Genomic DNA, 19,235 nt, shown 5'->3' on the forward strand with positions numbered 1-19,235 from the left:
GCAACGACGTCGTTCAGACTTCGAGCCACTCCTTGCGCACGTTGTCATCGCCACGCAGTTGTTCGGGCGTGCCCTCGAACACGATCGCGCCGTGCCCCATCACGTACACGCGTGCCGAGATATCGAGCGCGATCGCCAGCTTCTGTTCCACCAGCAGCACCGACACGCCCTTCTCCTTCAGCGCCAGCAGGTACTCGGCCACCAGCGCCACGATCTTCGGCGCCAGTCCCTCGGTCGGCTCGTCGATCATGATCAGGTCCGGGTCGCCCATCAGGCTGCGGCACAGTGTCAGCATCTGTTGCTCGCCGCCCGACAGCACGCCGGCGGCCACCGCGCGCCGCTCTTCGAGCCGCGGAAACATGCGGTACATGTCGGCCAGCGACCAGCGCCCGCCGCCGCCGGCTTTCTTCTGGCCGAGCACCAGGTTCTGTTCGACCGTCAGGGTAGGAAATATATCGCGATTTTCCGGCACGTAGGCAACGCCCTTGTGCGCAATCTGGAACGCCTTCAGCCCCAGCAGCTCGCCACCCCTGAAACGCACCGAGCCGGTGGCACTGACCTGCCCCATCACCGCCTTGACCAGCGTCGAGCGGCCGACGCCGTTGCGGCCCAGCAGGCTGACGATCTCGCCTTCGCCCACGCGCAGGTCGACCCCGTGCAGGATGTGGCTCTTGCCGTAGAACGCTTGCAGTTTGCTGATTTGAAGAATGTCGGTCATGAGTGTCCCAGGTAGGCGGCCTGCACATCGGCGCTGGCGCGGATGTTGGCGGGCGTGTCGAAGGCGATCATCTCGCCGTACACCAGCACCGCGATCTTGTCGGCCAGCCCGAACACCACGCTCATGTCGTGCTCGACCATCAGCAGCGTCTTGCCGACCGTTACCTTGCGGATCAGCTCGACCGCGGCGTCCGATTCCGAGCGGCTCATGCCGGCCGTCGGCTCGTCGAGCAGGATGACGTCGGCGCCGCCGGCAATGGTGATGCCGATCTCGAGCGCGCGCTGCTCGGCATACGTCAGCACGCCGGCCGGCACATCGCGCTGGCGCTGCAGGCCGATTTCTTCCAGCACCTGCTGGGCGCGCTCGTGGGCATCGCGCAGGCTGCCCAGGCGCTGCCAGAACGAATACTTGTAGCCGAGCGACCACAGCGCGGCGCAGCGCAGGTTTTCGTAGACCGACAGTTTTTCGAACAGATTGCTGATCTGAAAACTGCGCGCCAGGCCCAGCCGGTTGATCTCGAACGGGCGCAAGCCGGCCACGCTGCGTCCATGCAGCAAGATGTCGCCGCTGGTGATGCCGAAGCGCCCCGACACCAAATTAAATAGCGTCGACTTGCCGGCGCCGTTCGGCCCGATGATGGCGCAGCGCTCGCCCTTGGCCACCGACAACGTGGTGCCGCGGATGATTTCCGACTTGCCGAAGCTCTTGCGGACGTCTTTCAGCTCAAGTGCGTTAATGCGTGCGTTCATGCGCCGCCTCCCTTGATCTTGGCGACAATTTCTGCGTTGACGTCGTTCCACACCGCGCCGTACGCCGGCTGCGTCTGCCGGTAGCCGAACCACGACAGCGCCATCAGGGCGGCCGCCACCAGCCACGGCAGCGCCGAACGGGTGTCGGCCTGTACGCCGAACAGCCTGGTGACGCTGCCGTTGGCCGAGCCGAGCGTCATGTGATACAGCAGCTCGATGGCGATGACCAGGCCGAACAGGCCGACCAGGCTCACGGCGGACACTGCCAGCAGCGGCTTCCAGATGCGGCCGAACTTGCCGAACTTGGCCACCCGCAGCAGCAGCATCAGCAGGCTCGACAGCCCGGCCGGTGCGAAGCGCACCAGCGCGACGAAGAACAATCCCAGGTACAGCTGCCAGGCGGCAGTGAAGTCCGACAGCATCACGGAGAAGAAGATGCCGACGACGGCGCCCAGCAGCGGCCCGAAGAAGAAGCCGATGCCGCCGATGAAGACGAACAGCAAGATCGCGCCGGAGCGGATGGCGCTGACGTTTTCCGCGGTGACGATCTCGAAGTTGATGGCCGCCAGCGCGCCCGAAATGCCGGCGAAGAATGCCGACAGGATCAAGGTCAGGTAACGCACCCATTGCGTGTCGTAGCCGATGAACTCGACGCGTTCCGGATTGTCGCGCACCGCGTTGAGCATGCGCCCGAGCGGCGTCTGCGTGAAAGCGAACATGGCGATGGTGCTGATGAACAACCAGAACGCGATCAGGTAGTACACCTGGATCTGCGGGCCGTAGGTGATGCCCATGAAGGCCTGGCCGCTGACCCGGTTGGTGGTCACGCCGCCTTCGCCGCCGAAAAAGCCAGGGAACATCAGCGAGCTGGCAAACACCAGCTCGACGAGGCCGAGCGTGATCATGGCGAAGGTGGTGCCGGATTTTTTCGTGGTGACATAGCCGAACAGCACGCCGAAGGCCATGCCGGCAATGCCGCCGACCAGCGGAATCAGGGTGGTCGGCACATGCAGGCCGGTCTGGTTCATCGTGTGGACGGCGAAAAACGCGCCCAGGCCCGAATACACGGCGTGGCCGAACGACAGCATGCCGCCCTGCCCCAGCAGCATGTTGTACGACAGGCCGAAGATCATGATAGTGCCGATCTGCGACAGGATCGACAGCGAGGCGCCCTTGGTGAAGATCATCGGCGCGACCAGCAGGATCAGCGCGAAGCAGGTCCAGACCAGCCAGCGGCCCAGGTTGATGGGTTTGAAAGTGAGCATCATTCGCGCGTTCCCATCAAGCCTTTCGGCCGGAAAATCAGGATCAGCACCAGCAGCAGGAACGGCAGGATCGCCGCGCTTTGCGCGATGGTGACGTTCAGCACGCTGTAGCCCGGCGTGTCCGGTCCGATGTTGGCGCCGGCCCAGTTAAGCACGCTCATGAACGAGTAGTCGAGCGCGACGGCGAACGTCTGCAGCACGCCGATCAGGATCGAGGCGACGAAGGCGCCGGCGAGCGAGCCCATGCCGCCGACGACGACGACGACGAAAATGATCGAACCGACGGTGGCGGCCATGCCCGGTTCAGTGACGAATGCATTGCCCCCGATCACACCGGCCAGGCCTGCCAGCGCGCAACCGCCGCCGAACACCCACATGAAGATGCGCGGCACGTTGTGGCCGAGCGCTTCGGCGGCGTCCGGATGGGTCAGCGCGGCCTGGATGACCAGGCCGATGCGGGTGCGCGTGAGCGCCAGCCAGATGGCGGCCAGCATCGACAGCGCGACCAGCATCATGAAGCCGCGGTACATCGGAAAACTGGTGGCGAACAGCGTGAACAGCGGCCGGTCGAGTTCTTTCGGGATCGGGTACGGCACCGCGGCGCGGCCCCAGACCAGTTGCACCAGTTCGACCATCAGATAGGACAGGCCGAAGGTAAACAGCAGTTCGGGAATGTGGCCGTACTTGTGCAGCGGGCGCAGGCCGTAGCGCTCGACCAGTGCGCCGGCAAGGCCGACGACCAGCGGCGCGAGCACCAGGGCCGGCCAGAAACCGAGCTGGGTGCTGATGGTGTAGGCGATATACGCCCCCAGCATGTAGAAACTGGCGTGCGCAAAATTGAGCACGCCCATCATGCTGAAGATCAGCGTCAGGCCGGACGAGAGCATGAACAGCAGCAGTCCGTAACTGACGCCATTCAGCAAGGTGAACAGCGTAAATTCCATGGGATCTTTTGCGAAAAATGAGGAGATGAGGAGCGCCGTGCTCAGCCCCTAGCTCCAAGACCGTCATCCTCGCGCATGCGGCGATGACGGTCTTTAAGTTGCGGGGAGCAAGTCAAAGACCGTTGTCAGCGAACAAAAAGACCTACGCCCCTGGCCGCTTCATCTGGCACGACGTCGGCTGCCCGGCCATGTAGGCATCGATCTTCTTGTCCATCTTCCAGCCGAAGCCGGTGTTCTCCTGGTCGTACTTGACGCTCTTGCCGTCGACCTTGGCCCAGGTGCCGATGTACAGCGCCTGCTGCAACTGGTGGTCGGCCTTGTTCATCGTCACTTCGCCGTTCAGGCTGGTGAACTTGGCGCCCTCCATCGCGAACGCCACTTTCACCGGGTCGGGCGACTTGGCCAGCTTGATCGCCTGCGCCAGCATGCCGATGCCGCTGTGCGTCTGCGCGGCGTAGTAGTCGTCGTTGTACTTCTTCTTGAAGCCTTCGACGATTTCCTTGCCCTTGAAGGTATCGTTGTTGATCATCCAGTTGCCGACGATCTTGACGCGGTCGACGCCGGCCGCGCCCATCGCCGTCGGCACGCCCGTCGTCGCCCCATAGTAAGTGTAGAAATTGGCTTTCAGGTCGGCATCCTTGGCGGCGCGGATCAGCAGCGCCAGGTCGGCGCCCCAGTTGCCGGTGATGACCGTGTCGGCGCCGGACGCCTTGATCTTGGCGATGTACGGCGAGAAGTCTTTCACCTGCGCGATCGGATGCAGGTCGTCGCCGGCAATCTTGATGTCCGGGCGCTTGCGCTTGAGATATTCCTTCGCCGCGCGCGTGACGGCGTGGCCGAAGGCGTAGTTCTGGCCGATGATGTAGACGCTCTTGATGTCCTTGTTCAGCGCCATGTAGCTCGTCAGCGCTTCCATCTTCATGTCCGAATTGGCGTCGAAGCGGAAGTGCCAGAAGCTGCACTTGCTGTTCGTCATGTCCGGATCGATGGCTGCGTAATTGAGGAACACCACTTCCTTGCCCGGATTGCGGTCGTTGTGCTTGTTGATTGCATCGAGCAGCGCCAGGCCGACGCCCGAACCGTTGCCCTGCGTGATGTAGCGGTAGCCCTGGTCGATCGCCGCCTTGAGCTGGGTCAGCGATTCCTGCGGGCTGGCCTTGTTGTCGAAGCCGACCACTTCAATCTTGTGCTCGCCGGCCCATTTTTCCTTGGTGGCCATCTCTGCAATCGACTGGAAACTGTGCAGCTGGTTCGTCCCGACCGGCGCGAACGGGCCCGACAGCGGGTCGATGAAAGCGATCCTGACGGTGTCGGCCTGGGCAGCGAACGGCGCGGCAAGTAAAGCGAACGAAACCGCGGCGGCCAGGGGGCGAATGTGCATGCTCATGTGTCTCCATCCTTCATTGTAGTTTTAGTGGTGTGGGTACGGCGGGTGCAGCGAAAACGGTATTTACGCAAACTCAGGCGGCGGGCAGCTTATGCTCCTTGAACTGTTCGCGCAGCTTGTTTTTCTGGATCTTTCCGGTGGCGCCCATCGGCAGCGCCTCAATGAAAGCGACGTCGTCCGGCATCCAGAACTTCGCGATCTTTCCTTCAAAAAATGCCAGTAGTTCTTCGCGCGTGACGTCCATGCCCGGGCGCTTGATCACCAGCAGCAGCGGGCGTTCGTCCCATTTCGGGTGGGCGATGCCGATGCAGGCCGCCTGCAGCACGGCCGGGTGCGCCATCGCGATGTTCTCCAGGTCGATCGTGCCGATCCACTCGCCGCCGGACTTGATGACGTCCTTGCTGCGGTCGGTGATCTGCATGTAGCCGTCGGCGTCGATGGTGGCCACGTCGCCGGTCGGGAACCAGCCGTCCTGCAGCACGTCGCCACCTTCGTTCTTGAAGTAGCTTGAAATGATCCACGGCCCCTTGACCAGCAGGTGGCCGTAGGTGGATCCGTCCCATGGCAGTTCGACGCCGTCGTCATTGACGATCTTCATGTCGACGCCGTAGATCGCGTGGCCCTGCTTCTGCAGTATCTTGCGCTGCTCGTCCTTCGGCAGCGCCAGGTGCTTGGCCTGCAAGCCGCCGGCGGTGCCGAGCGGCGACATTTCGGTCATGCCCCAGGCGTGGATCACCTGCACGCCGAGCTTGTCGATGAGCGTGTCCATCATCGCCGGCGGGCAAGCCGAGCCGCCGATGACGGTGCGCTTGAAAGTGGAAAACGCGAGATTGTTCTGCAAGACGTGGTTGATCAGGCCGAGCCACACAGTCGGCACGCCCGCCGAGAACGTCACGCCTTCGGTCTCGAACAGTTCGTACAGCGACTTGCCATCCAGCGCCGCGCCGGGAAACACCATCTTGGCGCCGGACAGCAGCACCGAATACGGCAGCCCCCACGCGTTGACGTGGAACATCGGCACAACCGGCAGCACGGTGTCGGCGGCCGACACGTTCAGCGCGTTCGGCATTGCCGAGCCGTACGAGTGCAGCACGGTCGAGCGGTGCGAATACAGCGCCCCTTTCGGATTGCCGGTGGTGCCCGACGTGTAGCACAGCGACGCGGCCGAGTTCTCGTCGAACACGGGCCACTCGTAGTCGTCCGAATTGCTGGCGATCAGGTCTTCGTAGCACAGCAGGTTGGCGATCCCGGTTTCCTGCGGCATGCGGTCGCGGTCGGCCATCAGCACGAACGCCTTGACCGTCTTGCAATGGGCGGCGACCGCCTCGATCAGCGGCAGGAACGTCAGGTCGAAGAACAGATACTGGTCTTCGGCATGGTTGGCGATGTAGGCGATCTGCTCGGGATGCAGGCGCGGATTGACGGTGTGCAGCACCGCCCCTGAGCCCGATACCGCGTAATAGACTTCCATGTGGCGGTAGCCGTTCCAGGCCAGCGTGGCGACGCGGTCGCCCATCTGCACGCCGAGGCCCTTGAGCGCATGGGCCATGCGGCGGGCGCGCTGGTGGCAGTCGCGGTAGGTGTAGCGGTGAAGGTCGCCTTCGATGCGGCGCGAAACGATTTCCACGTGGCCGTAATGGCGCGCGGCGAACTCGATAATGCTGGAAACGAGCAACGGCTGGCTCATCATTTGCCCCATGACGGGGCTCTGTGGGTAGGACGTCATCTACTCTCCTGTGTACATCGCGGCAACGGAACCTCAGATTCGCACGACCGTGCTAAACCGGTCAATACTTTTCGATTGTGCAACGCACCAAGCGGCTCACAACGCTGGGGTCAGGTCTGACATTCGGACATTTCTGAAAGGAAATGTCCGAATGTCAGACCTGACCCCAGCATTTGGCGCCGTTACAGCCAGTTACCTTATATGTCGGGCGTGCGGGCATACATAAACTGGACGGTCACGTTAAAATGACATCATCGTGATCGCCCCCACAACTTCGACTGGACACTGCCATTTCCGCTGACGACCTGCCGCTGGGCAATTCTTTCGCCGCCCTGCCCCCCGCGTTCTACACGCGGCTGATGCCGACGCCATTGCCGGCGCCGTACTTTGTCGCCGCCAGCGCCAGGGCGGCCGCGCTCGTCGGGCTCGACCCGGCCATGCTCGCCAGCCAGGAATACGTCGAGCTACTTTCCGGTAATCGCATCGCTGCCAGTTCGCAGCCGCTGTCGGCGGTGTATTCCGGCCATCAGTTCGGCGTATGGGCCGGCCAGCTCGGCGACGGCCGCGCCATCCTCATCGGCGAACTGAACGGCAGCGCCGGGCCGATGGAACTGCAGCTCAAGGGCGCCGGCCTGACGCCGTATTCGCGCATGGGCGACGGCCGCGCCGTGCTGCGCTCGTCGATCCGCGAATTCCTCTGCTCCGAAGCGATGGCCGCGCTCGGCATCCCGACCACCCGCGCGCTGGCCATCATCGGCTCCAACCAGGGCGTGATGCGCGAAACGGTCGAAACGTCGGCGGTGGTCACCCGCATGGCGCCCAGCTTCGTGCGCTTCGGCTCGTTCGAACACTGGTTCTACCGCGACAAGCCGGAAGAACTGAAGGCGCTGGCCGACTACGTCATCCACACCTTCTACCCGGAACTGACGGCCGAACCGAACCCGTACACGGCGCTGCTGGCCGAAGTGTCGCGCCGCACCGCGCGCATGATCGCGCACTGGCAGGCAGTCGGCTTCATGCACGGCGTGATGAATACCGACAACATGTCGATCCTCGGCCTGACGCTCGATTACGGCCCGTTCGGCTTCATGGAAGCGTTCGACCCGAACCACATCTGCAACCACACCGACCAGCAGGGCCGCTACTCCTACGCCAACCAGCCGCAGGTGGGGCACTGGAATTGCTACGCGCTTGGCCAGGCGCTGCTGCCGCTGATCGGCGACGTCGACGATGCCCAGCAGGCGCTGGCCGTCTACGAGCCCGAATTTGCCCGCGCGCTCGATTACCACCTGCACGCCAAGCTTGGCCTGGTAACCGGGCGCGACGACGACCGCGCACTGTTCGACGGCATGTTCGCGCTGATGGCAGCCGACCACGTCGACTTCACCCAGTTTTTCCGCGCCCTCGGCAATTTCGCCGCCGGTGCCGACGCGCCGGCGACGCAACTGCGCGACATGTTCATCGACCGCGAATCGTTCGACGACTGGGCCGCGCAATACCGCCTTCGCCTGCGCGCCGAGAACAGCGTCGACGCCGAACGCAAGGCAGCGATGGACGCCGTCAACCCCAAATACGTGCTGCGCAACTACCTGGCGCAGGTCGCCATCGACAAGGCCCAGCAAAAAGACTATACCGAAATCACCCGCCTGCTCGCCGTGCTCGAGCGCCCCTTCGACGAACAACCCGACAACGAATCGTACGCCGCGTTGCCGCCGGACTGGGCCAGCCACCTCGAAGTTAGCTGCTCATCATAAACACCGCTTGAAAGACACCATGACCGACAAAGTAACCAAGACCGACGCCGAATGGCGCGACATGCTCGACCCGATGGAATACCAGGTCACGCGCCACGCCGCCACCGAACGTGCCTTTACCGGCAAGTTCTGGGACCACCACGAAAAGGGCATCTACACCTGCGTGTGCTGCAACACGCCGCTGTTCGAGTCGGACGCCAAGTTCGATTCCGGCTGCGGCTGGCCGAGCTATTTCAAGGCGCTCGACCCGGCCAATGTGATTGAAAAGACCGATCGCACCCATGGTATGCTGCGCACCGAGATCATCTGTGCAGTCTGCGACGCCCACCTCGGACACGTGTTTCCCGACGGCCCGCCGCCGACCGGCCTGCGCTATTGCATCAACTCGGCGTCCCTGCGCTTCGACCCACTCTAAACTCGGCCACCATGAAATTTTTGTTCGACCTGTTTCCCGTCATCCTGTTCTTCGCCGTCTTCAAGTGGGGCGAAGCGAACCAGGCATCAGCGCACGCGCTGGTGGCGCAGTACCTCAGCGGCCTGATCGCCGGCGGCGCGGTGCTGGCCACCCAGGCGCCGATCATTCTCGCCACCGTGGTCGGCATCATCGCCACGGTGCTGCAGATCGGCTACCTGCTGGCGCGCGGGCGCAAGGTCGACGGCATGCTGTGGATGTCGCTGGGGGTGATCGTCGTGATGGGCGGCGCCACCATCTACTTCCATGACGACAATTTCATCAAGTGGAAGCCGACCATCCTGTACTGGGCGTTTGCCGCAGCGCTGCTGGTCACCCAGCTGTTCATGGGCAAGAACCTGATGCGCAAGCTGATGGAAGAGAACATCAAGCTGCCGGACCTGGTCTGGAACAAGCTCGGCCTGGCCTGGGCGGCATTCTTTTTCGCCATGGGTGTGCTGAACCTGTTCGTCGCCTTCGTTGTCTACAAGGACAACACCAGCGCCTGGGTCAGCTTCAAGCTGTTCGGCTTTACCGCCCTGTTCTTTGTCTTTATCCTTGGCCAGGGCGTCCTTCTGTCGAAGTACATCGAAGAGGAAAAGGCATGAGCGCCCCCGGCCGTCCCGAACGGATCCGCGCGCTGCTGGAAGCGGCATTGCAGCCAAGCGTGCTCGAGCTGACAGACGAGTCGCATCTGCATGCAGGCCACGCCGGCGCAGCCTCTGGCGGCGGCCACTATCGCCTGAGAATTGTCTCTCAACAGTTCGAAGGTCTGAGGCTCGTCATGCGACATCGACTCGTGTATGATTCCGTGCACGATATGATGCACACTGAAATCCATGCCCTTGCCATCACTGCTTTGGCGCCGTCAGAACTGTGAAAACAGGCGCATGTTTCAGGGATTCTTAAGAAATCTGTTTCACAATGCGCCAACGCATAGTAAAAAATTAGATCTGTCTGTCCAAGCAACTTTCCAACAGGAATCAATAATGACCTTTAAGCCAGCCCGCTTGCTGTTAGCACTCCTTGCCGTTGCCGCTATCCCGGCCTTCGCGCAAAACCTCGCCGTTGTAAATGGTAAAGCCATCCCGTCGTCGCGCGCCGACGCCGTCGTCAAGCAGGTTGTGGCACAAGGCCAGCAGCCGGATTCGCCGCAGTTGCGCGAAGCGGTCAAGAAAGACCTGATCGTGCGCGAAGTGATGATGCAGGAAGCGGTCAAGGCTGGCTTCGAGAAAGATGCGACCGTCAAGTCGCAGATGGAAAACGCCCACCAGACCATCGTTATCAACGCGCTGGTGCGTGACTACATGACCAAGAACCCGATCAAGGATGCCGACATCAAGGCCGAATACGATCGCTACAAGGCGCAGGCCGGCGACAAGGAATACCATGTCCGCCACATCCTGGTCGGTACCGACGCTGAAGCGAAAGCGGTCATCGCCAAGCTCAAAGGCGGCGCCAAGTTCGAAGAGCTGGCCAAGACGTCGAAAGACACCGGCACCGCGGCCAGCGGCGGCGACCTCGACTGGGCATCGCCTAATTCGTTCCCGAAAGTGTTCAGCGACGCGTTTGTCGGCCTGCAAAAAGGCGCGATCACCGAGACCGCCGTGCAAACCCCGAACGGTTTCCACATCATCAAGCTCGACGACACCCGTCCTGCCAAGATCCCGGCCATGGAAGAAGTAAAAGGCCAGATCGAAGAAGCGCTGGCGCAGAAGAAGCTGCAGGCGTACCAGGAAGCGATGCTCAAGAAAGCAACCGTCAAGTAAACCCAGTACCACCGGCGCCCGCGGGCGCCGGCATCGCCGTCGTGAGACGCGAATTTTTAGAGGAAACGCATGAAACCAGCCATCCTGTTGTTAGCCATGACCTTCGTCGCCGCGCCGGCATTTGCGCAGAACGTCGCCACCGTCAACGGCAAAGCCATTCCATCGGCCAAGGTCGACCAGATCGTCAAGCAAGTCGTTGCCCAAGGCAAGCAGACCGATTCGCCGCAACTGCGCGAAGCGATCAAGAAAGACCTGATCAACCGCGAGGTGCTGATCCAGGAAGCCGACAAACAGGGTTACGGCACCCGTCCTGAAGTCAAGACCGCGCTCGAGAACGCGCGCCAGAGCATCATCATCAACGCGATGCTGGCCGACTACGTCAAGAAGAACCCGGTCAAGGACACCGAAATCAAGGCCGAGTACGACAAGTACAAGTCGCAGGTCGGCGACAAGGAATACCACGCGCGCCATATCCTGGTTGCCACCGAAGATGAAGCGAAGGCCATCATCGCCAAGCTCAAAGCCGGCGGCAAGTTCGAAGAGCTGGCCAAGCAGTCGAAAGACGGTTCGGCAGCCAATGGCGGCGACCTGGACTGGGCAAGCGCTGCTTCCTACGTGCCTGAGTTCTCGAAGGCGATGGTCGCACTGAACAAGGGCCAGATTACCGAAACTCCGGTCAAGACCCAGTTCGGCTACCACGTCATCAAGCTCGAAGAAACCCGTGCGGCAAAGATTCCGCCGTTCGAGGAAGTCAAGGCCCAGGTTGCCGAGTCGCTGCAGCAGCGCAAGCTGCAGGCGTACCGCGAAGAACTGATGAAGAAGGCCAAGGTCCAGTAAGCCGGACCTCGCCGCAAGAAAAAGCGCTTCGGTTTCGAAGCGCTTTTTTTACGCCTGGTGAATTGACCTTGCTTTGCGCATCAATCGCAATGCTGCGGCGCGCCCGGATACAGCCCGTTGTTGTAGGTGTCCAGCGTGGCTGCCCACGTCTTCTGCAGCGCGCAAGCGCCGTTCGGGCAGGTGTCTAACGTGGCGCTGGCAAACCACTCTTGCGCCGCATAATAGACGGCCTGCACGCCGGCCGGCGCCGAGGTCGGCACCGCCGTGTTCAGCCGCGCCGCCATGTACTGGTGCGCGAGGATGATGTAGGCGTTGCCGCGCGGCGGCGTGTTGAACAATTGCTGCCACGTCAGCCCGCTGAGGAAGAACTGCGCATCGCGGTCATACGGCGCCGACCACACGACGCCGGGCTTGCTCTTCCAGTAGCCCTGGGTGCGCACGCAGCCGATCACCGGGCAGCCGCACACCTGGGCCCCATATGCCGCGCCGGCCGCGTACGTCGTCGCGCCCGTCCCAACCTGCACGCTGGTGGTATTGCGCAGCGTGCCGAGGATGAGCGGCGCCGCGTCCGCCGAGAACAGGAAAGTCGTCGCGCCGGTGGCCGGGTCGATGATGCCGCGCTCCGTGCCCGCAATTTTAGGCAACACCAGCGCATCGGCATAGCCGTCGCGGTTCACCGCGTTCTGCACGCGGTATCCCACCGCAAGCGCGGCCGGATCGCCCTTGCCCAGCACCGTGACCACGCCCGAATAGCGCCATTTCCCCGTGGTTTCATCGACGCAGACGTCGAGCGTGGACGAAACGGCTGGCGCGGCCGGTTGGGCATGGCTGTGCTGCAGGGCGAACAGGAACGGAAGCAAGAGCAACACACGTGCGGGAATACGGCGGCAGTTCATGACGATTCTCCTTTGGCATACAACGCCCCCGGATACGGCGACTTGACGCGCTTCGTCAGGCTTCACCGAACCACTCGACAGGGTCGCTGTCAGCACATGGTGTGCCTTTAGCGAACGGTCAATCTTGTGTTAGCTCATCGACAGGTTTTGTAGAGTTTCGTCAACGAAAGATTGCGTGCGAACAGTAATTACGCAACGAAAGATCCGACGAAAAATGCGCCATTGATGAAGCGCTGTCGGTGGGTGTGGGTATAATCTAGAACGATGAAGAGCATTCTCACACCAATTGAGTCCGAATTTGCGACGACAGAAGAAGCCGAAGCGTACGCACGCTGGTTTCGGGCAAAGGTCGAGGCGTCACTTGCTGACCAGCGCCCGATGATTCCACACGATGAGGTGATGGCCACCCTGCGCGACGTGATCGAAGCGAATCGCGGGCCCAATGCTTCCGATCCTTTGGCGACCTGAGGCACAATCGGATCTCGCGGCGATCTTCGCTTATATCGCACGTAGAAATCCACAAGCAGCGACTGATCTCTACAGCCAAATCGAACGGCTGGTTTCCCAGTTACCACAGCACCCATACCTTTACCGCCCCGGGAGGGTGCCAAGTACGCGCGAGCTTATTGCCCACCCCAACTATATCGTCGTGTATCGGGTAGCTGCAGCAGCAATCGAGATTGTCTCTGCATTGCATTCGAGACAGAAATACCCCTGACCGACACGATTCACAGTCGCGCAGTCAGGAGAGTCAAAATGACGTGCAAGTGACCAGCCGCCAGGCGGCTGATCACATTTACGATCTGCTTACCCCACGAACTTGCGCGCATTGCGGAACATGCGCATCCACGGCGAATCCTCGCCCCACGCCTCCGGATGCCACGACTGCTGCACCGAGCGGAACACGCGTTCGGCGTGCGGCATCATCACCGAGAAGCGCCCGTCGGCCGTGGTCACGGCGGTCAAGCCCTGCGGCGAGCCGTTCGGGTTGAACGGATACGCCTCGGTCGCTTCGCCGCGGTTGTCGACGAAGCGCAGCGAACGAATCACCGCTGCGCTGTCGCCGGTCTGCGAGAAATCGGCGTAACCCTCGCCGTGGGCGATGGCGATGGCCGTCCTGGTGCCGGCCATGCCGGCGAAGAAGATCGACGGCGAGTCGAGCACCTCGACCATGCCGAAACGCGCTTCGAACTGCTCCGACTTATTGCGGGTGAACTTCGGCCACGCGTGCGCGCCCGGGATGATCGACTTCAGGTTGCTCATCATCTGGCAGCCATTGCAGACACCCAGTCCGAAGGTGTCGCCGCGGTTGAAGAAGCGCGCGAACTGCTCGGCCAACAGGTTGTTGAACAGTATCGTCTTGGCCCAGCCTTCGCCGGCGCCGAGCACGTCGCCGTACGAGAAGCCGCCAACCGCGATCACGCCCTGGAAGTCGTCGAGCTTGACGCGCCCGGCAATCAGGTCGCTCATGTGCACGTCGACCGCGGCGAAGCCGGCCTGGTGCATCACGTACGCCGTCTCGATGTGCGAGTTGACGCCCTGCTCGCGCAGGATCGCCACGCGCGGCCGCGCGCCGGTGCCGATGAATGGCGCCGCCACGTTCTCGCTCGGATCGAACGTCAGCACCGGCGAGATGCCGGGATCGGCAACGTCGAGCAGGCGGTCGTATTCGGCGTCGGCGCAGGCCGGATTGTCGCGCAGGCGCGCGATGCGCCAGCTCGTTTCGCTCCACAGACGGTGCAAGGCGCTGCGCTGCTCGCTGTAGATGGTCTTCGCGTCGCGCGTGAACTCGATCACGCCGCGCTCATTGAGCTTGCCGATGATATGGCTGCACGCGCCGAGCTGGTACTGGCGCAGCACGTTCATCACCGCGCTCTTGTCGTCGGCGCGCACCTGGATGACGGCGCCCAGTTCTTCGGCGAACAGCGCGCGCAAGGTCAGTTCATTGCGGCGCTCGGCCACCTGGCCGGCCCAATTCTTGGCGTCGCCCCAGTCGGCTGCGTGCTCGCCTTCCATCGCCAGGATGTCGAGGTTGACGGTGATGCCGGTGCGGCCGGCAAACGCCATCTCGCACAAGGTCGCATACAGGCCGCCGTCGGAGCGGTCGTGGTAGGCCAGCAGCTTGCCGTCGGCGCTCAACTGCTGGATCGCGGCGAAGAAGCCTTTCAGGTCGTCCGCGCTGTCGACGTCCGGCACGTCGTTGCCGAGCTGCTGCGTCACCTGCGCCAGCGCCGAGGCGCCGAGGCGGTTCTTGCCGCGTCCGAGGTCGACCAGGATCATCACGGATTCGCCCGCGTCGGCGCGCAACTGCGGCGTCAGCGTGCGGCGCACGTCGGCCACCGGCGCGAACGCCGAGACGATCAGCGACACCGGCGACACCACCGCCTTGCCGGCCTCGCCGTCAGTCCATGTCGTGCGCATCGACAGCGAATCCTTGCCGACCGGGATACTGATGCCCAGCGCCGGGCACAGCTCCATCCCGACTGCCTTGACGGTGTCGAACAGCGCCGCGTCCTGGCCTGGCTGGCCGCAGGCGGCCATCCAGTTGGCCGACAGCTTGATGTCCGAGATGTCCTTGATGGCGGCGGCGGCGATGTTGGTGATCGCCTCGCCCACTGCCATCCGGCCCGACGCGGCGGCATTGATCACCGCCAGCGGCGTGCGCTCGCCCATCGCCATCGCTTCGCCGAGGTAGCCCTCGAAGCTCATCGCGGTGACGGCGACATCGGCCACCGGCACCTGCCACGGGCCGACCATCTGGTCGCGCATGGTCATGCCGCCGACGCTGCGGTCGCCAATCGTGATCAGGAACGACTTGTCGGCGACCGCCGGCAGCAGCAGCACACGGCGCGCCACGTCGGTCAGTTCGAGGCCGGTCAGATCGACCGCCGGGAAAGCCTGCTGCACGTGCTGCACGTCGCGCTGCATCTTCGGCGGTTTGCCGAGCAGGACATCCATCGGCATGTCGACCGGGTTGTTGTCGCCCTGCGGATCGATCAGCTTGAGCTGGCGCTCTTCGGTGGCGACGCCGACCGGGGCGTACAGGCAGCGCTCGCGCTCGCACAGGGCGGCGAACAGCGGCAGGTCCTGCGGCGCGATTGCCAGCACATAGCGCTCCTGCGACTCGTTGCTCCAGATTTCCTTCGGCGCCATGCCGCTTTCTTCCAGCGGCACCTTGCGCAGGTCGAAGATCGCGCCGCGCTTGGCGTCGTTGACGATTTCCGGGAACGCGTTCGACAGGCCGCCGGCGCCGACGTCGTGGATCGAGATGATCGGATTATCAAGCCCCATTTGCCAGCACGCGTTGATCACTTCCTGCGCGCGCCGCTCCATCTCGGGATTGCCGCGCTGGACCGAGTCGAAGTCCAGGTCGGCCGTGTTGGCGCCGGTCGCCATCGACGAGGCGGCGCTGCCGCCCATGCCGATGCGCATGCCGGGTCCACCCAGCTGGATCAGCAGGCTGCCGACCGGGATGTCGTTCTTGTGGGTGTGCTGGTCGGCGATGCTGCCGATGCCGCCGGCGATCATGATCGGCTTGTGGTAGCCGAACACGGTGTCGCCGATATTCTGTTCATACGTGCGGAAGTAGCCGCCCAGTACCGGGCGGCCGAATTCGTTGGAGAACGCCGCGCCGCCAAGCGGGCCGTCGATCATGATCTGCAGCGGCGACGCGATGCGCTCCGGCTTGCCGTAGGCGCCGGCAGGCACCCGCTGGGCGAACGGCGCGGTGACGCTGGCGGCGTTTTCCCATGCGCGTTCAAACCCAGGGATCATCAGGTTCGACACCGTGAAGCCGGTCAGGCCGGCCTTCGGCTTGGCGCCGCGGCCGGTCGCGCCCTCGTCGCGGATCTCGCCGCCGGCGCCGGTGGAGGCGCCCTGGAACGGCGAAATCGCGGTCGGGTGATTGTGCGTCTCGACCTTCATCAAGGTGTGCGTCAGTTCGGTCGAGGCGGCGTATTCGTGGCCGGCGCCGCGCGGATAGAAGCGCGTCACGGTGGCCCCTTCCATGATCGACGAATTGTCGCTGTAGGCGACGATCGTGCCCTTCGGCTGCAGCTGGTGGGTGTTCTTGATCATCTGGAACAGCGACTTGTCCTGCTTCTCGCCGTCGATGACCCAGTCGGCGTTGAAGATCTTGTGGCGGCAGTGCTCGCTGTTCGCCTGGGCGAACATCATCAGTTCGACGTCGGTCGGATTGCGCCTGACGCGCGTGAACGCCTCGAGCAGGTAGTCGATCTCGTCGTCCGACAAGGCCAGTCCGAGGTCGCTGTTGGCAAACTCCAGCGCCGCCCTGCCTTCGCCGAGCAGGTCGACCGATTCGAGCGGCTTGGCGTCGAGTTCCTGGAACAGCTGCGCGGCCTGGTCGGCGTTGCGCAGCACCGACTCGGTCATGCGGTCGTGCAGCAGCGCCGCTACCGCCTGCAGTTCGCTGTCGGTCAGCTTTTTGGCCGCGCCGATGCCGGTGCCGAGGATGCCACCCTTGAGCTCAATGGCGTAGGCGATGCCGCGCTCGATGCGGTGCACATGCGCCATGCCGCAGTTGTGGGCGATGTCGGTTGCCTTCGAGGCCCACGGCGAAATGGTGCCGAAGCGCGGGATGACAAAGAACTCCTCCACGGCGCCGCCGGCTGCGGCGGCGTGCGCCGGCTCGCCGTAGGTCAGCATCGCCTCGATGCGGACGCTGTCGTCGGCCGACAGCGGCGCGCTCGAATCGATGAAGTGGACGAAGCGCGCCTGGACCGCGGCGACATGCGGGGCGGCTGACTGCAGTTGGCTCAGGAGGCGTTGGCTACGGAATGCGGACAGGGCGTTTGAACCCGACAGAATCAACATGGTTGGGATATAGGTTGATGCAGCGTGGCTGCGGGTTAAAGGTGGAGGCGGCAAAGGTGATGATCGAGGCAGGTTTACCAGGCCGCTATTATACCGCGTTGCACCATGAGGGCGCGCCGACCGGGCCAGCTGCTCATTGCTATTGCGTGGTAGATCAACAATAGCGTATCGTCCGGTTTCAAGACTTTCCGGCATTCGCCGTAAACAGTGGGACAAGCACGTAAAGCGACGAGACAAACCACCCCGGCCCGACCGGCACACCAGAGTAAAGCCCGATGCAAGAAAATAGCAATTTGACAGTTCTGGTCGTCGACCCCAACCCGGGGATGCGGGGCAGCCTGCAAAACATGCTGAACCAAGCCGGCATCAGCAAGATCGACTACGTGGTCAGCTCAGGCACGGCCATCAAGCAGCTGGCCAAGAAATCGTACGACATCATCCTGTGCGAGTACGACCTTGGCAGCGCCTCGGACGACGGCCAGGACGGCCAGCAGCTGCTCGAAGACCTGCGCCACCACCAGCTGATTGGCCTGCTGACCATCTTCATCATGATCACCTCGGAAGGCGTCTACAGCAAAGTGGTCAGCGCGGCCGAACTGACGCCGACCGGCTACATCCTCAAGCCGTTCACGGTCGACATGCTCAGCGCCCGCATCATGCGCGCGATCGAGCGCCGCCGCGCCTTCATCCCCGCTTACCAGTTGATCGGCCAGGGCAACCTGCGCGAAGCGATCAAGGCCTGCGCCGCGGCCGGCGCCGAGCATCCGCCCTACGCGCTCGACTTTGCGCGCCTGCGCGCCGAGCTGCACGTGAGTCTGAACGAGCTGGCGCAGGCCGAGACGCTGTATTCGGAAGTCCTGGCGGTCAAGCCGATCGGCTGGGCCGGACTTGGACTGGCGCGCACGCTGTTTGCCCAGGATCGCCAGGCCGAAGCCGAATCGCTGCTGGTCAAACTGGTGTCCGACAACCCGAAACTGATGGCGGCCTACGACTTGCTGGCGCGCTGCCACGAGCACAATGGCTCGCCCGTCAGCGCCCAGCGCATCCTCGAAGACGCGGTGGCGATTTCGCCGCACATGGTGCGCCGCCTGCGCAAGCTCGGCGAAGTCGCGTTGGAGGCGGGCGACGCCGCCGCCGCCGAGAAATCGTTCAAGCAGGTCGTCGCCAAGGCCAGGTACTCCGAGTTCCGCGACCCCGAGGACCATGTCAACCTGGTCAAGGCGCTTATCAAGAAGGGCGACCCGGTGCAGGCCGGCGGCGTGATCCGCGACCTCGAAAAGTCCATGCGCGGCAATCCGAGCCTCGACGCGTGCAAGGCGATATCGGCGGCGCTGCTGCACGAATCGGCCGGCAACAGCGCCGGCGCAACGGACGAACTCAATGCCGCGGTGCTTGCCATGCGAACCTGTCCGGCGTTGTCGGCCAACCTGCGCATCGGCCTGGCGCGCAGCTGCCTAGCCAACAAACTGGACAAGGAAGCGTCGGAAGTGATGCTGTCGGCGATGAACGACGGCGCCAGCGGCATCTCGATGCAGCAGGCGATCAGCGTGTTCGTCAAGGCCGGCCGGCCCGACCTGGCCGACGGCATCGGCGCCCAGCTGAAGGCGCAGGCGCAGGAACTGCTCAACGTCGCCGGCGAGAAAACCAGCATGGGCGACTTCAAGGGAGCGGTGCAGACGCTGCTCGAAGCGCGCCGCATGGCGCCAGGGAACATGGCGGTGATGGTCGCGGCGGCCAAAGCGATGCTGCGCCAGCTCGGCGAACTGGGATGGGACCACCCGCTGGCCGAACAATGCGACGGCGTCATCGACACCATCCGCAAGCTCGACGCCGCGCATGCGTCGCTGCTGCAGTTGAACGACGACTACATCAACGCCAAGCGCAAGTACGGTATCTCTGCCTGACC

At 63.3% G+C, this 19,235-nt stretch carries 17 protein-coding genes; 9 read left to right on the top strand and 8 right to left on the bottom strand.

Annotated elements, in window-relative coordinates; all coding sequences use genetic code 11:
- Positions 1–13: 13 nt before the first annotated feature.
- The 6 genes from CR105_RS11335 to CR105_RS11360 form a co-directional block, all read right to left on the bottom strand.
- Complete coding sequence (locus CR105_RS11335) at positions 14–718, bottom strand: ABC transporter ATP-binding protein (protein ID WP_180288161.1); 705 nt, start codon at positions 716–718, stop codon at positions 14–16.
- The gene (locus tag CR105_RS11340; RefSeq protein WP_099788551.1) at positions 715–1,467 is read right to left on the bottom strand and encodes an ABC transporter ATP-binding protein; all 753 of its coding nucleotides are present in this window, start codon (positions 1,465–1,467) and stop codon (positions 715–717) included. The genes CR105_RS11335 and CR105_RS11340 overlap by 4 nt, the downstream gene beginning before the upstream one ends.
- The gene (locus tag CR105_RS11345) at positions 1,464–2,735 is read right to left on the bottom strand and encodes a branched-chain amino acid ABC transporter permease (RefSeq protein WP_099788552.1); all 1,272 of its coding nucleotides are present in this window, start codon (positions 2,733–2,735) and stop codon (positions 1,464–1,466) included. Before CR105_RS11345 ends, CR105_RS11340 begins: the two co-directional genes overlap by 4 nt.
- Complete coding sequence (locus tag CR105_RS11350; protein ID WP_099788553.1) at positions 2,732–3,676, bottom strand: branched-chain amino acid ABC transporter permease; 945 nt, start codon at positions 3,674–3,676, stop codon at positions 2,732–2,734. The genes CR105_RS11345 and CR105_RS11350 overlap by 4 nt, the downstream gene beginning before the upstream one ends.
- 142 nt (positions 3,677–3,818) lie before the next feature.
- On the bottom strand, positions 3,819–5,063 hold the full coding sequence (locus CR105_RS11355) for a branched-chain amino acid ABC transporter substrate-binding protein (RefSeq protein ID WP_099788554.1): 1,245 nt from the start codon (positions 5,061–5,063) through the stop codon (positions 3,819–3,821).
- A 73-nt stretch (positions 5,064–5,136) separates the two neighbouring features.
- Positions 5,137–6,789 carry a 3-(methylthio)propionyl-CoA ligase gene (locus CR105_RS11360; protein WP_099788555.1) on the bottom strand — a complete coding sequence of 551 codons (1,653 nt, stop codon included), beginning with the start codon at positions 6,787–6,789 and terminating at the stop codon, positions 5,137–5,139.
- Positions 6,790–7,148: 359 nt separating this feature from the next.
- Here CR105_RS11360 and CR105_RS11365 point away from each other — a divergent pair, with 359 nt between their 5' ends.
- The 6 genes from CR105_RS11365 to CR105_RS11390 all read left to right on the top strand — a co-directional run bounded on the left by CR105_RS11365 (position 7,149) and on the right by CR105_RS11390 (position 11,600).
- Complete coding sequence (locus CR105_RS11365) at positions 7,149–8,543, top strand: protein adenylyltransferase SelO (RefSeq protein WP_229413892.1); 1,395 nt, start codon at positions 7,149–7,151, stop codon at positions 8,541–8,543.
- Positions 8,544–8,562: 19 nt separating this feature from the next.
- Positions 8,563–8,958 (top strand): peptide-methionine (R)-S-oxide reductase MsrB, encoded by a 396-nt coding sequence (gene msrB / locus CR105_RS11370; protein WP_099788557.1) that lies wholly within the window; start codon positions 8,563–8,565, stop codon positions 8,956–8,958.
- A gap of 11 nt (positions 8,959–8,969) precedes the next feature.
- Positions 8,970–9,602 carry a septation protein A gene (locus CR105_RS11375; protein ID WP_099788558.1) on the top strand — a complete coding sequence of 211 codons (633 nt, stop codon included), beginning with the start codon at positions 8,970–8,972 and terminating at the stop codon, positions 9,600–9,602.
- The gene (locus tag CR105_RS11380; RefSeq protein ID WP_099788559.1) at positions 9,599–9,874 is read left to right on the top strand and encodes a BolA family protein; all 276 of its coding nucleotides are present in this window, start codon (positions 9,599–9,601) and stop codon (positions 9,872–9,874) included. The genes CR105_RS11375 and CR105_RS11380 overlap by 4 nt, the downstream gene beginning before the upstream one ends.
- A gap of 109 nt (positions 9,875–9,983) precedes the next feature.
- Positions 9,984–10,763: a peptidylprolyl isomerase gene (locus CR105_RS11385; RefSeq protein ID WP_099788560.1), complete on the top strand. Its 780-nt coding sequence runs from the start codon at positions 9,984–9,986 to the stop codon at positions 10,761–10,763.
- Positions 10,764–10,832: 69 nt separating this feature from the next.
- The gene (locus CR105_RS11390) at positions 10,833–11,600 is read left to right on the top strand and encodes a peptidylprolyl isomerase (protein WP_099788561.1); all 768 of its coding nucleotides are present in this window, start codon (positions 10,833–10,835) and stop codon (positions 11,598–11,600) included.
- 80 nt (positions 11,601–11,680) lie between these two features.
- Here CR105_RS11390 and CR105_RS11395 read toward each other — a convergent pair whose 3' ends face one another.
- Positions 11,681–12,496: a hypothetical protein gene (locus CR105_RS11395; protein WP_131021677.1), complete on the bottom strand. Its 816-nt coding sequence runs from the start codon at positions 12,494–12,496 to the stop codon at positions 11,681–11,683.
- A gap of 264 nt (positions 12,497–12,760) precedes the next feature.
- On the opposite strand from CR105_RS11395, the gene relB reads away from it, so the two are divergent.
- Positions 12,761–12,964, top strand: coding sequence for a type II toxin-antitoxin system RelB family antitoxin (gene relB / locus CR105_RS11400; protein ID WP_099788563.1), 204 nt, complete (start codon positions 12,761–12,763; stop codon positions 12,962–12,964).
- Positions 12,939–13,214: a type II toxin-antitoxin system RelE/ParE family toxin gene (locus CR105_RS11405; protein ID WP_099788564.1), complete on the top strand. Its 276-nt coding sequence runs from the start codon at positions 12,939–12,941 to the stop codon at positions 13,212–13,214. Before relB ends, CR105_RS11405 begins: the two co-directional genes overlap by 26 nt.
- 89 nt (positions 13,215–13,303) lie before the next feature.
- Here the strand turns inward: CR105_RS11405 and purL are convergent, their stop codons facing one another.
- Positions 13,304–17,329 carry a phosphoribosylformylglycinamidine synthase gene (gene purL, locus CR105_RS11410; protein WP_099788565.1) on the bottom strand — a complete coding sequence of 1,342 codons (4,026 nt, stop codon included), beginning with the start codon at positions 17,327–17,329 and terminating at the stop codon, positions 13,304–13,306.
- A gap of 275 nt (positions 17,330–17,604) precedes the next feature.
- On the opposite strand from purL, the gene CR105_RS11415 reads away from it, so the two are divergent.
- The gene (locus CR105_RS11415; protein ID WP_099788566.1) at positions 17,605–19,233 is read left to right on the top strand and encodes a tetratricopeptide repeat-containing response regulator; all 1,629 of its coding nucleotides are present in this window, start codon (positions 17,605–17,607) and stop codon (positions 19,231–19,233) included.
- Positions 19,234–19,235: the final 2 nt, after the last annotated feature.

It is taken from the genome of Massilia eurypsychrophila (assembly GCF_002760655.1).
Classification (GTDB): domain Bacteria; phylum Pseudomonadota; class Gammaproteobacteria; order Burkholderiales; family Burkholderiaceae_D; genus JAFCUW01.

What these genes read in the sequence shown, in the direction of transcription:
- CR105_RS11395 (WP_131021677.1), bottom strand. Translation starts at nt 12,496, where the DNA reads ATGAACTGCCGCCGTATTCCCGCACGTGTGTTGCTCTTGCTTCCGTTC.
- CR105_RS11355 (WP_099788554.1), bottom strand. Translation starts at nt 5,063, where the DNA reads ATGAGCATGCACATTCGCCCCCTGGCCGCCGCGGTTTCGTTCGCTTTA.
- CR105_RS11365 (WP_229413892.1), top strand. Translation starts at nt 7,149, where the DNA reads ATGCCGACGCCATTGCCGGCGCCGTACTTTGTCGCCGCCAGCGCCAGG.
- CR105_RS11375 (WP_099788558.1), top strand. Translation starts at nt 8,970, where the DNA reads ATGAAATTTTTGTTCGACCTGTTTCCCGTCATCCTGTTCTTCGCCGTC.
- CR105_RS11415 (WP_099788566.1), top strand. Translation starts at nt 17,605, where the DNA reads ATGCAAGAAAATAGCAATTTGACAGTTCTGGTCGTCGACCCCAACCCG.
- CR105_RS11390 (WP_099788561.1), top strand. Translation starts at nt 10,833, where the DNA reads ATGAAACCAGCCATCCTGTTGTTAGCCATGACCTTCGTCGCCGCGCCG.
- CR105_RS11335 (WP_180288161.1), bottom strand. Translation starts at nt 718, where the DNA reads ATGACCGACATTCTTCAAATCAGCAAACTGCAAGCGTTCTACGGCAAG.
- msrB (WP_099788557.1), top strand. Translation starts at nt 8,563, where the DNA reads ATGACCGACAAAGTAACCAAGACCGACGCCGAATGGCGCGACATGCTC.
- CR105_RS11350 (WP_099788553.1), bottom strand. Translation starts at nt 3,676, where the DNA reads ATGGAATTTACGCTGTTCACCTTGCTGAATGGCGTCAGTTACGGACTG.
- relB (WP_099788563.1), top strand. Translation starts at nt 12,761, where the DNA reads ATGAAGAGCATTCTCACACCAATTGAGTCCGAATTTGCGACGACAGAA.
- CR105_RS11360 (WP_099788555.1), bottom strand. Translation starts at nt 6,789, where the DNA reads ATGACGTCCTACCCACAGAGCCCCGTCATGGGGCAAATGATGAGCCAG.
- CR105_RS11340 (WP_099788551.1), bottom strand. Translation starts at nt 1,467, where the DNA reads ATGAACGCACGCATTAACGCACTTGAGCTGAAAGACGTCCGCAAGAGC.
- purL (WP_099788565.1), bottom strand. Translation starts at nt 17,329, where the DNA reads ATGTTGATTCTGTCGGGTTCAAACGCCCTGTCCGCATTCCGTAGCCAA.
- CR105_RS11405 (WP_099788564.1), top strand. Translation starts at nt 12,939, where the DNA reads ATGCTTCCGATCCTTTGGCGACCTGAGGCACAATCGGATCTCGCGGCG.
- CR105_RS11380 (WP_099788559.1), top strand. Translation starts at nt 9,599, where the DNA reads ATGAGCGCCCCCGGCCGTCCCGAACGGATCCGCGCGCTGCTGGAAGCG.
- CR105_RS11385 (WP_099788560.1), top strand. Translation starts at nt 9,984, where the DNA reads ATGACCTTTAAGCCAGCCCGCTTGCTGTTAGCACTCCTTGCCGTTGCC.
- CR105_RS11345 (WP_099788552.1), bottom strand. Translation starts at nt 2,735, where the DNA reads ATGATGCTCACTTTCAAACCCATCAACCTGGGCCGCTGGCTGGTCTGG.